Genomic DNA, 13,850 nt, shown 5'->3' with positions numbered 1-13,850 from the left:
TGCTTTCTCTCTCGTGTGGGGTAGGCGCTCAGGCCGAGAGCCCGGTGGCGATGCGCTCGGTGTTGACGCGCATCATGGTCAGGTAGTCGGGTGCTCCGCCCTCGGCGGAGGTGAGCGACTCGGTGTAGAGCTCGACGACGTCGACCTCGAGATCGGCCTCGGCGGCGAGGGCCTGCATCAGCCGGTCGGGCGACGACGACTCCGCGAAGATCGTGCGCACCCCTGTGGACTCGATCGCCTCGACCAGCTCGGCGAGATCGGAGGCGGAGGGAGCGGCGAGCGTGGTGCCCCCGGGGATGACCGCTCCGACGAGCTCGAAGTCGTAGCGGTCGGCGAGGTAGCCGAAGACGTGGTGGTTGGTGACGAGTGCGCGGCGCTCGGCAGGCAGGGTGCCGAAGGCGGCGGTCATCTCGGCGTCGAGTGCGCGCAGGGCGCCGCGGTAGTCGTCGCTCTGCGCGAGGATCGCCTCGGCGTCGACACCGTCGACGGCGGCCAGCATCGGCTCGAGGGCGTCGACGACGTCGAGCATGCGCGCGGGGTCTGTCCAGAAGTGCGGGTCGGGCAGGCCCGCCGTGTCGCGCGCGCGATAGTCGAGCACGTCGATGGCGTCGCCGGCGCGGAACACGGGAACACCACCGGCCTCCGCCCGGTCAAGGTGCTGCTGCAACCCCTCCTCGAGCCCGAGTCCGTTCGACACCACGAGCGCGGCCGAGCCGAGCATCGCGGCCTCCTGCGCCGAGATCTCGAAGGAGTGCGGGTCGGCGTCGGACTTCATGAGTGTTGTCACGGCGAGCTGCTCGCCGGCGAGCTCGGTCACCACGTCGCCGAGGATGTTGGTCGTCACCACGACGGAGGGGCGGCCGCCCGACGAAGCGCCAGGGGAGCCGGTGAGGCCCGAGGCGTGGCCGGACGCCGCCGTGCATCCGGCGAGCAGGACTGCGGTCAGGCCGGCGGCGGCCACGACGGCTCCGCGGGTCGAGCGGTGTCGGGATCGGCGCATGCTCAGCGTCCTGTCTCGGCCGCGAAGGCCGGCTCGGTGGAGGTCGGGAAACTGCGGGCGATGCGGGCGTCGTCGGCGAAGTCGATCTCCCAGAGCATCAGCTCCCTCGGTCCGCTGAGGTACGCCCGCTGCTGGTCGGCCACGAGACGCGGGGTCTCGCCGGCGGCGAGCGAGTCGGCGACGAGCGGGTCGGTCTGCGCGAGGAGCGATCCGTCGGCGCCGTCGATCACGAGCATCCGGCCATCGGTGGCGAGCGCCAGTACGTGCTGTTCGTCGTCGTCCACCGCGGTGACCGCCGCGAGAGGGGTGGGCACGGGCAGGAGCGACCACGAACGTCGGCGGGTGTCCAGCATCCAGATGCCGTCGGAGCCCGCGAGCCCCGCCACGGTCGGGCGGCCCTCGCGGTTGTCGAACGAGGTGGCCGCCGGGGCCGTGCTCCCGGCCGGGTAGGGGATGCGCTCCAGGACGAGCTCGTCGTCGGTGACGGTGGCGAGGAGGGCGCCGTCGGTGCAGCCGATCACGGCGCCGACCCGGGTCGTGATGGTGCCGGCGGCATCGGTGCAGGCCTCGGTGACACCGGTCGGCTCGCCGTCGGCGGTGTAGGCCGTGACGGAAGACGCGGGAACAGCCCGAGCGGCGGATGCGGATGAGGTGGCCGCGGCGGGCAGGGAGGCCGGGCTCGGTTCGGTCACGAGGGCGTAGGAGCCGACGGGAACGACCAGCCCTGCGTGGGGCGGGGTACGCATCCGGAACCGCTCCTCGACCTCGCCGCGCGAGAGTGCGGCGGTGTCGAGCAGGACAGCGTCGCCCGACTCGGGGAAGAACAGGCCGGTGCCGCCGCTGGTGGAGAGATTCGTGGTGGCGACCGTCGCGCTGCCGCTGCCGCTGCCGCTGACCGTGCCGAGGAGGCGGGGCTCGGCGCGGTAGTAGTGGAAGTGGTCGATGTGGTCCCAGGTCCAGACGCCGCTGTCGACGATCTCGACGCCGTCGCGGGTGGCGGCGAAGAGGTAGCGGCCGTCGGTGGTGAGGGCGTGCGGCTCGTCGATGCGGCCGATCGTGGTGAGGCTCTCGTCGAGCAGGTCGAGGTGGGTGACGGTGCCCGAGCGGTCGATGGTGGTGAGCCCGAGCTGCGGTTCGGCGACCTCGGCGGCTCCGGAGACGGCGCCGTGCCCGTCGCCGGTGCCGGGTGCTGCGCCGGCGGGGGACGACCCGCCGCCGGCCGAGGCGGCTCCGTGCGGGCCTGCTGCCGGCACGGAGGTGCAGGCGGTGAGACAGAGGGAGGCGACCGTGGTCAGGAGAAGTACTGCGGGACGGTGGTGCACAGGGGCCTTTCGCGGGGGGGGGGGGCGGACGGGGCGGGCGATTGCGATGGCCGAGGTCAGGTGCGAGGCACGCGTGAGCGCACCGCCCACGACAGTGCGGCGATGACGATGGCCGACAGAGCCACCGACGCTCCCGCCGCCGTAGCGGCGTGCCAGGAGACCAGCAGGCCCGTGAAGACGGCGACCGTGCCGAGGGCTGCGGCCAGCAGCATCCGTGCGGCGATGCGGTTCGTCCAGTGCCCGGCGGCGACAGCAGGAGCGAGCAGCAGGCCGACGACCAGAAGGGAGCCGACCGCCTGATAGGAGGCGACGACGGCGAGGCTGACGAGCCCGACGAGCACCGCCTGCGCGAGCCGGGGAGCGAGGCCGAGCACGGCGGCGATGCGCGGATCGAGGGCGAGAGCCACCAGGGGGCGGTGGAAGAGCCCGGCGGCGGCGACCCCGACGGCTGCAGCGATGGCCAGCATGAGCAGGTCGGCGTGGTCGATGGCGAGGATATCGCCGAACAGGATGGAGGTGGCATCGGTGGCGAAGCTGCCGGAGTGCGAGATGACGATCACGCCGAGCGCCAGCATCGACACGAAGAGCAGACCGATGCTGGTGTCGTAGCTCAGCCGGCCGCGTCGCTGGAGAGCGCCGATGCCGAGGCTCATCGCCACGGCGCTCACCGCGCCGCCCACGAGGACCGGCAGCCCGAGGAGCGTGGCCGCGGCGACGCCGGGGAGCATGCCGTGGGCGAGGGCCTCGCCGAGGAACGCCATGCCGCGGATGACCACCCAGGTTCCCACCACCCCGCACAGCACGGCGACGAGGCTGCCGCCCACCAGGGCGCGCTGGAGGAAGTCCAGGGCGAACGGCTCGAGGGCGGCGGAGAGAGGGGGCATGGCTGTCGACCTTATTGATAATGAGAACGATTATCAAATGGGATAGTCTGGCCGGATGACTCATCCCGCGTGCCCCGTGGCGGATTCTCGGCCGATTCCTCCGCTCGATCCCGTCGTCGTGCTCGACTCGCTGCTGACGCTGCGGGCTGCGCGGGTCGACCTGGGTGGGCGGACGATGCTCCATCCTTCCGACGTCGACGTGCGGCGCGGCGAGATCGTCGTGATCGCCGGCGCGAACGGGGCCGGCAAGTCGACGCTCCTCGAGGTCGTGGCGGGCGTGCGGCCGATGACTGCCGGCAGTCGAGTCGTCACCGGGTCGGCCGCGTTCGTTCCGCAGCGCGCCGTCGTCCCTGACGACCTGCCCGTCACGGTGCGCGACGTGGTGGCGGTCGGCGCATGGGGGAGGGCGGGGCTCTGGAGGCCGCTCGGCCGCGCTGCGCGAGACAGCATCGACGACGGCCTGCGGCGCCTGGGCATCGCCCCCCTGGTGCGGCGCCCGTACGCGCGCCTCTCCGGAGGGCAGCGTCAGCGGGCGCTCCTCGCGCAGGCCGTGGTGCGCGGTGCCGACCTGCTCCTCCTCGACGAACCGACCACGGGCCTCGACGACGAGAGCGCCGCCCGCATCCTCACCGTCCTGCGCGAGGAGGCCGCCCGCGGCGCGGGAGTGCTCTGTGTATCGCACGACCCCGTCGTCCTCGCCGCCGGCGACCGCGTGCTCCGCCTCGAGGGAGGCCATCTCGAGACGACTGCGCCGGCGACGCTTGACCGGCCTATCTCTATATAGCTAGATTTGCGACATGCAGCGTCTGGCGAGAATCACCCCCGCGACCGTCGACGTGCTGTCCGTGCTGCTCCATGAACCGGGGCCGGTCTGGGGGCTGCTGCTGGTCAAGGCGACGGGCCGGCCTGCCGGGAGCGTCTACCCCATCCTCGAGCGGCTCGAAGGCGCCGGCTGGGCGACGTCGGTGTGGGACAACGAGAGCGAGCGGGCCGGCCCCCGGCGACGCCTCTACGAGTTGACGGGGGAGGGGGCAGACGCGGCGCGGGCCGCGATCGCCCACCACGAGGTCGTTGCGCGGCGGCGAGCGGAGAAGGGTGCGGCCAGCGGGCACGGCGTGCGGGTGGCCCGCGCGTGAGCGCCGATCTCGCGCTGCGGGCGCTCGCGAGGCTGCTGCCCCCTCGAGCCAGGGCGCGCTACCGCGAGGAGTGGCGCACGGATGCGTCGCGGGCCCGCCAGCTGGGGCTGCGGTCGGCGGGCGTGGTGATGGGCGCCGCGCTCCTCGTCGTCACCCTCGACCGCGACAGCCCCGCCCACACCGGCGAGCCGCGAGGCGCGCTGGCCCGCAGGCTGGCGCGCCGGGGCTCCACGCTGGTCGCGGCCTGCGCCGTGGTGCTGATCGGAACCTTCTTCACGGCGGGGATCGCGCCGGAGCCCGGCGCCGCACCCATGGCCGTGCTCTCCGCGCTCGAGGCCGCGGGGTGGATCGTCCCCCGACTCGCCCTCGCCCTCGGCGCGCTCGGGCTCCTTCTCCTGGTGGCGGGTTCGTCGAAGGCGCTCACCAGCCTCGGTCGGGCGGCGCTGGCGGTCGCGGCTGTCGGCCCCGCGCTCATCGCCGTCGCCGTGGTCGCGTGGCCGGCCGGTCCCGATCCGGAGGCCGTGCCGGGCGCGGCGGCGTCGGGCGCCAACCCGGCTTTCGTCGCGGTGGTGCTCGGGGTGGGGGTCGCGGCCAGCGTGCTCGGCGCGTTCGGGGTGCTCGCCGTCGTGGCGGGGTCGGGGCCTCTCGGCCTCCAGCCGCGTCGGTCCGCGTGGCGGCGGCGCGCATCCGTCGCTCCCGTCGGAGCGGTCGTGGCGCTCGCCGTCGTGGTGCTGGGGGCCATCGACACCCTGGTGTGGAACCCGCTGGCGAAGGTGCCCGGGCTTCCGCTGCCCGTCGTCTACGAGCGCATGGTGAGTGTCGACGGCTTCCCGCTCGGCTACAACGTTGCGGTCGTGCTGGTGTGGGCGGTGTTCTGGGCGGGACTCGCGCTCGGGGTGCTGGCGCTCGCGCTCAGCCGCCGGGCGTCGTGGTTCACGGTGCGGCGGATCGCGATCGTCATGCTCGTGCTGGTCGGGGGAGCGCTCTTCTTCCGGTTCTTCGCGGGCTTCGGCTTCGGCATGTCGATCGCCGACACCTTCGGTACCTCCGGAGGAGACGGGTCGGCCGTCTCCGCGGTGCTGACCCTCCTCGGGCAGCTCTCGCTCGGTGCAGCGCTCGTCGCCTTCGGCTGGGCCCCGCGCGTGCGGGCGCGCTCGGTCGAGCGCGCGGGGGCCTGACAGCCGTCGGGCGCCTCCTGCCGTGCCGGGCGGGCTAGGGTCGTCGCATGGGCTGGTTCGGATTCGGTGGTGGGCGGCGTGAGATCCCGGCGGCGACGGCAGAGGAGGTCGAGGGCGCCACGTTCTCGGAGTCGCGCTTCAGTGGGGGCTACGACCAAGCCGAGGTCGACGCGTTCCTCGAGCGGTGCGTGGCGAGCATCCGCTGGCTCGAGGGCGGGCCTCGGCCTGCCGAACCGCTCACGTCGGATGCCGTGGTGAACCAGCGCTTCAGCCAGACCAAGTTCCGCGCCGGCTATGCCCAGGATGAGGTCGACGACCTCCTCGACCGCGTCGCCTCCGCCCTGAAGACCCCGCCCCCGGACTCCGGCTCTGCCCCCGCCCCCGCCGCCGGGTGACGCTCAACGGTTCGGCCGCTCACTCGGGCGAGACTGCCTGCCACGCCGTCACTCCCGCCTGAGCGAAGCCCTGGCGTCCAGCGATCGTTACGAGAACCTCCGAAGCGTGCGTCGAGGTGAATTCCCACCCGTCGAGGTCGACCCGGAGGGCCCTTGTCACGACGCCGTCGACCGGAACCGTCGAGACGGTGAACGGGCTCGTTTCAAAGCGCTGGCGGAGTGCATCCATGTCGGCTGTGGTGGGGATGAGTTGGCCCGCACGGAACTCAGGCAGGTGATTGACGAGGTGTGTGCAGGCATGGATCTGCAGCGCCTCCGAGAGGTCGAGCCCTTGCACTCGCCACGACCACACGGATGGCTGCTCACAGTCGGGAGCGTCGCGCGGCGGCACGACATACCCGACTTCGACGACGTCGACCCGTGAGCCGTGCGACTGCGTCGACACCCCCACCCTCTCCACGGAGGAGTCCGCTGCGACATACACGGGCAACCCGAACCCCTCCGACGCCGGGTCGTCAGAGGGGTGCTGCGCGCGCGGATCGATGTTCATCTGCCCGGCCGGTCCTCACCGTTCGGGATACTTCGCTGTCGGGTCTCCCGAGCTGCAGATCCAACCGGCTGTCGTCACGGCAGTGCCTCCCGCCAGCGCGGACGCCTTGCTCGTATAGGGCTGGACGATGGTGCGGATGGCCTGCCACGAGGCGCTGTGGAGTGGCGCGAGTCCCGACATCGGATAGCTGCCGGTGGCGCCTCCCATTCCGAGGGTGGCCACAGTCGCGCTCCAGGTGTGGCTGAACGCCTGGCCTCGGCTCGACTTGATGACGTACCCGGTGCGGATCTGCGTGTTGCCATTCTGAAAGTAGATCCATGAGTTGCCGCAGTCACCAGGCACCGTGATGCCCTGGGTCGCGAGCATGCTGCCGCGAGACCCTGAGAAGTCGCCCGGGGCGTTGCTCATGGGCACCGACACTCGATCGCCCGATGGCGCGGTTCGCAGTTCGTACCCGTTCTCGGCTGCCACTGCGTCGTCGAACCCGATCACAGACATCGGCATCTCGGCCATCGAGCCCGACGCGGGAACGTGCTCGATCTCGGACGCGACTGCACCCGGACCTGCTACGAAAATGGTCGCGCAGAGTGACGCGAGCAGCACGGCGAATCCGAGTCCCTCTATCCGGCTTGTCCTCATGACGTTCTCCCTTCCCTAGGGGGACATCATGTCATCAAACTGAGCTTTAATCAGTACATCGGAGCGGCCGGTCGCGCCCGTCGGCGCCGTGGCCCGCTACTCCGGGTCGTTGCGGTGGAGGGCGCGGCGCACGCGCTCGACGACATTGGCGGCGGGCGGCTCGTTGTAGGCGCCGGCGAGTTCCTGGCCCGACATGGTGCCGATGGCGGCCATGACGTCGTCGGTGAGGCGGCGTCGCGCTCGTGCCGACCCGGCTTCGCCGTAGGGCGCGGGGTCGATGGGTTCGCCGAACTGCACGGTGACGGGGCGGATGCGCGGCAGCGTCGCATCGACGGGCAGCAGCTCCTGGGTTCCGGTCAGGGCGACCGGCACGATCGGGCTCCCGGTGGTGAGGGCGAGCCAGGCCACCCCGGTGCGGCCCTTGTAGAGGCGGCCGTCACGGGAGCGGGTGCCCTCGGGATAGATGGCGAACGCCCCGCCCGCCTCGAGCACCTCGCGGCCGCGCTCGAGCGAGTCCTGCGCCGCGGTGTTGCTCTCGCGGTCGACAGGGATGGCGCCGATCGACTCGAAGAAGAGCTTCGACATGCGGCCCTTGGCGCCCGAGCCGGTGAAGTAGTCCGACTTCGCGAGAAAACGCACGTCGCGTGGGGCGATCAGGGTGATCGCCACGCTGTCGATGAAGCTGAAATGGTTGCTCGCGAACAGCACGGGGCCCGACCGTGGAACGGATGCTCGCCCTATCACGGTGGGTCGAAACACCACTTTCGAGATGGGGCGCACGATGCCGCGCGCCACCGACTTGAACATCCACCGATCTTCACACGGCTCATATTCCGCCGGGGCTATGGGACATCTCCCTGCAAACACAGAGATTTGCCTGGCATCCTCGGAATAGTTGTCGCGTCAACTCCTCATTCGATCCACTCCGCACCTTTCCCGCACACCACGAAATGAGAACCGTGCCGTCCCGTCCCGACTCCTCCGCGCCCGTTCCCCCGAAGGCGAAAGGCCAGGCCAAGCAGCTGAGCGTCAAGCAGGAGCGCGACGCGCGCCGCGCCGAGAAGGTGCAGGCCATGCTCGCGCAGCAGAAGCGCCAGCAGCGGAACCGCCGCATCGGCTGGATCAGCGGCCTCGCCGCGGGCGTCGTGGCCGTGGGCCTCATCATCGGCTTCGTCGTCTCGAGCGCCACCCCGAAGGTCGACCCCGCGTCGATCTCGATCGGCGAACTCAAGACCTTCCCCGGCCTCACGGCGAACCACGTCACGGGCACGGTCGACTACGAGATGACGCCGCCGGCGGGCGGCGACCACAACGCCGTCTGGCTGAACTGCGGCGTCTACGACCAGCCGGTGCCCAACGAGAACGCCGTCCACGCCCTCGAGCACGGCGCGGTCTGGGTGACCTACGACCCGGCGCAGGTCGACGAGGCCGGCGTGCAGACACTCCGCGACGAGCTCCCCAGCACCTACGTCGTGCTCTCCCCGTTCGAGAACCTCGGTGCCCCCGTCGTCGCCTCCGCCTGGGGCAACCAGGTGTTCCTCGAGGGTGTCGACGACGCCCGCCTCACCGACTTCGTGCAGAAGTTCTGGCGCTCGAACGACGCCCCCGAGCCCGGCGCGGCCTGCACCGGCGGCTTGAACGCCGCGGGCAAGGTGGCCTGACCCGGTGACGCCCGAGGAGCCCCGGCCGCCCGAGGAACCGCAGCCGCGCGAGGCGACGCGCGCGCAGACGCGCGACGAGCCGCGCGACGCGGAGCCCACCTCCGCCACGACGATCCGCCCCTCACGCGGCCGCCTCACCCTCGCGGCGGTCGTGGCGGCGGCGGTCGTCGCGCTCGTCGCGTTCTCGGCCGGCTGGCTCGCCGCCCCGCGCATCGCGACTCCCTCCGACACCAGTGTCGAGGCGGGCTTCTCGCGCGACATGCAGGAGCACCACAACCAGGCCGTCGACATGGCGATGAACGTGCGCGAGCAGAGCGACGACCCCGAGATCCGCCAGCTCGCCTACGACATCGCCACCTCGCAGGCGAACCAGTCGGGGCAGATGTACGCCTGGCTCAACCTCTGGGGCCTGCCGCAGGCGGCGTCGCAGCCGTCGATGACGTGGATGCTGCAGCCGGTGATCGACGGATCCGACGGCGGCCACGCCCACACCTCCGCCGCCGGCACCGGCGACATGGTGCCGGGCGAGCCCATGCCCGGAATGGCCACGGCCGCCGACCTCGACCGGCTGTCACAGCTGCAGGGCGTCGAGGCGGAGAAGCTCTTCCTCGAGCTCATGATCGCGCACCACAAGGGCGGAGTCGAGATGGCCGAGGCCGTCGAGGCCCGCAGCAGCAACCCGCTGGTGCTCGCCCTGGCGAAGTCGATCGTGTTCGCGCAGTCGGGCGAGATCGAGTACATGAACGAGCTGCTGGCCGCCCGTCAGTAGCTCAGCGACCGTAGGTCGTTGTGGGCCTCCTCCCGCCCGGATGCTCGGTGACTGTCGGGTCTCTACAGTCGCCGTTCGCGCGCATCCGCTGCGCTTTGTAGGCGGGTCACCGCGTGTTTCCGCCCCGGCAAGCCCCTTCGTAGCGTTGAATCAGACGCTTTTGACGAAGAGGACCATCATGACGACCACCGTCGACACCACCAGCTCCGACTCGACCCGCGACGCCCGCGGAGAAGACGCCGTCGAGCCGGACGCCATCGAGAACGAGCTCGATCGTCCGATCCGCCCCGAGCGTCGTGCCTCGACCAACGACGTCGTGGTGGCGCGCACCGACGTGGAGTGGCTCGGCCGGTACCTCCTCGGCACCTGGGCCGAGGTGCGGATGGGGGCCCGCGAACTCACCGCCCGCCCCGAGCTGCAGCGCATCGAAGGGCTGGGACTCGACGAGCATCGCGAGCGCGTGTTCGGGCAGTTGAAGCTGCTGGTCGAGAACGGTCAGGTGCACCGCGCGTTCCCGAAGTCGGTGGGCGGCGAAGACGACCACGGCGGCAACATCGCGGGCTTCGAGGAGCTCGTCACCGCCGACCCGAGCCTGCAGATCAAGTCGGGGGTGCAGTGGGGCCTGTTCGGCGCCGCGGTGTTGCACCTCGGCACGAGCTACCACCACGAGACCTTCCTCCCCGGAATCATGAGCCTCGAGGTGCCCGGCGCCTTCGCCATGACCGAGACCGGTCACGGGTCGGATGTCGCGGCCATCGGCACCACTGCCACCTACGACGAGGCGACCCAGGAGTTCGTGATCGACACCCCGTTCCGGGGCGCCTGGAAGGACTACCTCGGCAACGCGGCGAAGGACGGCGTGGCCGCCGTGCTGTTCGCGCAGCTCGTCACGAAGAACGTCAACCACGGGGTGCACGCCTTCTTCGTGCCGATCCGCGACGCGGCGACGGGCGAGTTCCTCCCCGGTGTCGGAGGAGAGGACGACGGGCTGAAGGGCGGGCTGAACGGCATCGACAACGGCCGTCTGCACTTCGACGGGGTGCGCATCCCGCGCGTGAACCTGCTGAACCGCTACGGCGACATCGCCGAAGACGGCACCTACTCGAGCCCCATCGCGAGCCCTGGCCGCCGTTTCTTCACCATGCTCGGCACGCTCGTGCAGGGGCGGGTGTCGCTCGACGGCGCCTCGACGGCGGCGGCGAAGATCGCGCTGAAGATCGCGATCACCTACGGCAACGAGCGCCGCCAGTTCACGGCGGGCAGCGACACCGACGAAGAGGTGCTGCTCGACTACCAGCTGCACCAGAAGCGGCTCATGCCGAAGCTCGCCACCACCTACGCCGCGAGCTTCGCGCACGAGCAATTGCTCACGAAGTTCGACCAGGTGTTCTCGGGCGCCGCCGACACCGACGACGACCGGCAAGACCTCGAGACCCTCGCCGCCGCCCTCAAGCCGCTGTCGACCTGGCACGCGCTCGAGACGTTGCAGGAGGCGCGCGAGGCGTGCGGCGGTGCCGGCTTCCTCGCCGAGAACCGCCTGGTGGGCCTGCGCGCCGACCTCGACGTGTACGCCACCTTCGAGGGCGACAACCACGTGCTGCTGCAGCTCGTGGCCAAGCGTCTGCTGAGCGATTACGGCAAGCGGTTCGCCAAGGCCGACTTCGGTGTGCTGGCCAGGTACGTGGTGGAGCAGGCGGCCGGCCGCACCGTGAACTCGTCTGGGCTGCGCTCGCTCGGGCAGACCATCGTCGACTTCGGCTCGACGGCGCGCTCCGTCGGACAGCTGCGTGACGCATCCGCTCAGCGCCAGCTGCTCACCGATCGCGTGCACACCATGGTGGCCGAGGTCGCGGGCAAGCTCCGCCCGGCCCCGAAGATGTCGAAGAAGGATGCTGCGGCGCTGTTCAACCAGCACCAGAGCGAGATCATCGAGGCGGCGAGGGCCCACGCCGAGCTGCTGCAGTGGGAGGCCTTCACCGAGGCGCTCGAGGGCGAGCAGGGCCTCGCCTCGGGCATGGACGACAGCACCCGCGTCGTGCTCACGTGGCTGCGCGATCTGTTCGGGCTCGGGCTGATCGAGAAGCACCTGGACTGGTACCTCATGCACGGGCGCCTGTCGCCCAAGCGCGCGCAGGCGGTCGGGCTCTACACCGAGCGGCTCTCGGCCCGACTGCGCCCGCACGCCCAAGACCTCGTCGACGCCTTCGGCTACGGCCCCGAGCACCTGCGTGCGGCGATCGCCACGGGTGCCGAGAAAGAGCGGCAGACCGAGGCGCGCGAGTACTACCGGGCCGCGCGCGCCGCGGGCACCCTCCCCGCGGAGGAGAAGTCGCTCGGCAAGAAGCCGTAGCCGGGCGCGGCACCCGCGGGCGCGGCGCTCCCGGGCTCCAAACCCGGGCGCCGCGCCGCACCCGCGCCCTCAGCCGAAGCGCCTGCGGTACATCAGCATCGCGGCGACGTAGGCGACGACGAGGATGCCGAGGCACCAGGCCAGCGCCACCACGATCTCGCCGCCGACGGGCTGCGACGCGAACAGCGCCCGCAGCGTGTCGACGATCGAGGTCACCGGCTGGTTCTCGGCGAACCAGGCCACAGGCGCCGGCATCGACTCCGTGGGCACGAAGGCCGAGCTCACGAACGGCAGCAGGATGAGCGGGTACGAGAACGCGCTCGCTCCGTCGACCGTCTTGGCGGCGAGCCCCGCGAGCACCGCGATCCAGGTGAGCGCGAGGGTGAACACCACGAGGATGCCGAGCACCGCGAGCCAGCCCAGCACGCCGGCGCCGGAGCGGAACCCCATGACGAGCGCCACGCCCGTGACGACGACGACCGACACGAGGTTCGCCGCGAGCGAGGTGAGCACGTGCGCCCAGAGCACGGAGGAGCGGGCGATCGGCATCGACTGGAAGCGCTCGAACACGCCGCTCTTCAGGTCGCCGAACAGCCGGAACGCCGTGTACGAGACGCCCGAGGCGATGGTGATGAGCAGGATGCCCGGCAGCAGGTAGTCGACGTAGGCCACCTTGCCGGTGTCGATCGCGCCACCCAGAACGTAGACGAACAGCAGCATGATGGCGACCGGCATGATCGCCGTGGTGATGACGGTGTCGACGCTGCGGGTGACGTGCCGGAGCGACCTGCCGAGCAGCACGACGGTGTCGCCGAGAGCGGAGCCGATCATGCCGCAGCACCTCCCACCAGCGAGAGGAAGACCTCTTCGAGCGTGGGCTGCTTCTCGACGTACTGCACGCGCGCGGGAGGCAGCAGCGCCTTGAGCTCGGCGAGCGTTCCCTCCACCAGGATGCGCCCCTCGTGCAGGATCGCGATGCGGTCGGCGAGCTGCTCGGCCTCCTCGAGGTACTGCGTGGTGAGCAGCACCGTCGTGCCTCCGGCCGCGAGCTCGCGCACCGTCTGCCACACCTCGAGCCGCGCCTCGGGGTCGAGGCCCGTGGTGGGCTCGTCGAGCACGATCACGGCGGGGTCGCCGATGAGGCTCATGGCGATGTCGAGCCGCCGCCGCATGCCGCCCGAGTAGGTGCCCGCCCGACGCGTCGCGGCTTCGCGGAGCGAGAACCGGTCGAGCAGCCCGTCTGCGATCGACCCGGGGTCGGGCAGGTGTCGCAACCGCGCCACCAGCACGAGGTTCTCCCGCCCGGTGAGCACCTCGTCGACCGCCGCGAACTGCCCCGTGAGGCTGAGCGCCTGCCGCACCTTCGCGGGCCGGGCGGCGACGTCGAAGCCGGCCACCTCGGCGCTCCCGCCATCCGCTCGCAGCAGGGTGGAGAGGATGCGCACCACCGTGGTCTTGCCGGCCCCGTTCGAGCCGAGCAGCGCGAACACCGTGCCGGGCGCCACCTCGAAGTCGACCCCGCGCAGCACCTCGAGGGCCTTGAACGACTTGCGCAGGCCCGTCACGCGCACAGCGGATGCTCCGCTCACGACGGTTCCCCCGGGTCGCCGCGGTCGGCGGTCGCGGCGGTCGCCTCGGCGGCCCGGTCGACGGCGCTGACGAGCCGCGCCCGCTCCTTGCTGACCCACTGCCCCTCGGAGTAGTTCGCGAGGAAGGTCTCGACGAACTCGACCGGGTCGTCGCCGACGATGTCGCGGACGGGGGTTCCGTTCGCCGCGCTCTGCGCGAAGAGGTCGTCGAGGTCTTCCACCATGCGCACGAAGGTGTCTCCGTCGGAGATGTTGCCGGTGTACATGAGGTAGCGCTCCACCGCCTCGGCGGTTTCGCGGTAGGGCTCGGGCAACTGCTGCACCCGGGCCTTGTGCTGCTTCTAGCGGCGCTTGTCGTCGAGCGAGCCGGTGAGCTT

15 protein-coding genes and 1 pseudogene are annotated in these 13,850 nt (G+C 71.3%); 7 read left to right on the top strand and 9 right to left on the bottom strand.

Annotated features, from left to right (window positions below):
- Window positions 1–28 precede the first annotated feature (28 nt).
- The 3 genes from aztC to aztB form a co-directional block, all read right to left on the bottom strand.
- Window positions 29–1,000, bottom strand: a complete 972-nt coding sequence (gene aztC, locus ABFY20_RS17435) for a zinc ABC transporter substrate-binding protein AztC (protein ID WP_368497470.1) — start codon at window positions 998–1,000, stop codon at window positions 29–31.
- Between the two features lie 2 nt (window positions 1,001–1,002).
- The gene (locus ABFY20_RS17430; RefSeq protein ID WP_368497469.1) at window positions 1,003–2,253 is read right to left on the bottom strand and encodes an ABC transporter; all 1,251 of its coding nucleotides are present in this window, start codon (window positions 2,251–2,253) and stop codon (window positions 1,003–1,005) included.
- Between the two features lie 125 nt (window positions 2,254–2,378).
- Window positions 2,379–3,206, bottom strand: coding sequence for a zinc ABC transporter permease AztB (aztB, locus tag ABFY20_RS17425; protein ID WP_368497468.1), 828 nt, complete (start codon window positions 3,204–3,206; stop codon window positions 2,379–2,381).
- Between the two features lie 55 nt (window positions 3,207–3,261).
- On the opposite strand from aztB, the gene ABFY20_RS17420 reads away from it, so the two are divergent.
- The 4 genes from ABFY20_RS17420 to ABFY20_RS17405 are packed head-to-tail and all read left to right on the top strand — an operon-like array spanning window position 3,262 to window position 5,915.
- The gene (locus tag ABFY20_RS17420; protein ID WP_368497467.1) at window positions 3,262–3,990 is read left to right on the top strand and encodes an ATP-binding cassette domain-containing protein; all 729 of its coding nucleotides are present in this window, start codon (window positions 3,262–3,264) and stop codon (window positions 3,988–3,990) included.
- Between the two features lie 13 nt (window positions 3,991–4,003).
- Entirely contained in the window at window positions 4,004–4,342 is a 339-nt protein-coding gene (locus ABFY20_RS17415) for a PadR family transcriptional regulator (protein WP_368497465.1), read from the top strand.
- Window positions 4,339–5,520, top strand: a complete 1,182-nt coding sequence (locus tag ABFY20_RS17410; RefSeq protein ID WP_368497464.1) for a hypothetical protein — start codon at window positions 4,339–4,341, stop codon at window positions 5,518–5,520. The genes ABFY20_RS17415 and ABFY20_RS17410 overlap by 4 nt, the downstream gene beginning before the upstream one ends.
- A 47-nt stretch (window positions 5,521–5,567) precedes the next feature.
- A complete protein-coding gene (locus ABFY20_RS17405) occupies window positions 5,568–5,915 on the top strand; it encodes a DivIVA domain-containing protein (RefSeq protein WP_368497463.1) in 348 nt (115 codons plus the stop codon).
- A gap of 19 nt (window positions 5,916–5,934) precedes the next feature.
- Here the strand turns inward: ABFY20_RS17405 and ABFY20_RS17400 are convergent, their stop codons facing one another.
- The 3 genes from ABFY20_RS17400 to ABFY20_RS17390 all read right to left on the bottom strand — a co-directional run bounded on the left by ABFY20_RS17400 (window position 5,935) and on the right by ABFY20_RS17390 (window position 7,911).
- Window positions 5,935–6,465 carry a hypothetical protein gene (locus ABFY20_RS17400; RefSeq protein ID WP_368497462.1) on the bottom strand — a complete coding sequence of 177 codons (531 nt, stop codon included), beginning with the start codon at window positions 6,463–6,465 and terminating at the stop codon, window positions 5,935–5,937.
- Window positions 6,466–6,480: 15 nt separating this feature from the next.
- Window positions 6,481–6,873 (bottom strand): hypothetical protein, encoded by a 393-nt coding sequence (locus ABFY20_RS17395; RefSeq protein WP_368497461.1) that lies wholly within the window; start codon window positions 6,871–6,873, stop codon window positions 6,481–6,483.
- A 327-nt stretch (window positions 6,874–7,200) separates the two neighbouring features.
- Window positions 7,201–7,911, bottom strand: a complete 711-nt coding sequence (locus tag ABFY20_RS17390) for a lysophospholipid acyltransferase family protein (protein ID WP_368497460.1) — start codon at window positions 7,909–7,911, stop codon at window positions 7,201–7,203.
- A 143-nt stretch (window positions 7,912–8,054) separates the two neighbouring features.
- Here ABFY20_RS17390 and ABFY20_RS17385 point away from each other — a divergent pair, with 143 nt between their 5' ends.
- The 3 genes from ABFY20_RS17385 (at window position 8,055) to ABFY20_RS17375 (ending at window position 11,884) form a co-directional block, all read left to right on the top strand.
- Window positions 8,055–8,765, top strand: coding sequence for a DUF3105 domain-containing protein (locus ABFY20_RS17385; protein ID WP_368497459.1), 711 nt, complete (start codon window positions 8,055–8,057; stop codon window positions 8,763–8,765).
- Window positions 8,766–8,769: 4 nt separating this feature from the next.
- Complete coding sequence (locus ABFY20_RS17380; RefSeq protein WP_368497458.1) at window positions 8,770–9,534, top strand: DUF305 domain-containing protein; 765 nt, start codon at window positions 8,770–8,772, stop codon at window positions 9,532–9,534.
- Between the two features lie 178 nt (window positions 9,535–9,712).
- On the top strand, window positions 9,713–11,884 hold the full coding sequence (locus tag ABFY20_RS17375) for an acyl-CoA dehydrogenase (RefSeq protein WP_368497457.1): 2,172 nt from the start codon (window positions 9,713–9,715) through the stop codon (window positions 11,882–11,884).
- Window positions 11,885–11,953: 69 nt separating this feature from the next.
- Here the strand turns inward: ABFY20_RS17375 and ABFY20_RS17370 are convergent, their stop codons facing one another.
- The 3 genes and pseudogenes from ABFY20_RS17370 to ABFY20_RS17360 all read right to left on the bottom strand — a co-directional run.
- Window positions 11,954–12,715: an ABC transporter permease gene (locus tag ABFY20_RS17370; protein ID WP_368497456.1), complete on the bottom strand. Its 762-nt coding sequence runs from the start codon at window positions 12,713–12,715 to the stop codon at window positions 11,954–11,956.
- Window positions 12,712–13,473 (bottom strand): ABC transporter ATP-binding protein, encoded by a 762-nt coding sequence (locus tag ABFY20_RS17365; RefSeq protein ID WP_368497455.1) that lies wholly within the window; start codon window positions 13,471–13,473, stop codon window positions 12,712–12,714. The genes ABFY20_RS17370 and ABFY20_RS17365 overlap by 4 nt, the downstream gene beginning before the upstream one ends.
- A pseudogene (locus ABFY20_RS17360) lies at window positions 13,470–13,802 on the bottom strand (DUF1048 domain-containing protein); the annotation flags it as partial. The gene ABFY20_RS17365 and the pseudogene ABFY20_RS17360, both read right to left, overlap by 4 nt.
- Between the last annotated feature and the right edge of the window lie 48 nt (window positions 13,803–13,850).

The sequence above is a fragment of the Herbiconiux sp. A18JL235 genome (assembly GCF_040939305.1).
In the GTDB taxonomy this organism is placed as follows: Bacteria; Actinomycetota; Actinomycetes; order Actinomycetales; family Microbacteriaceae; genus Herbiconiux.
The sequence above is the reverse complement of the archived record's forward strand: the minus strand, read 5'-3'. Positions and strand labels throughout refer to the sequence as shown.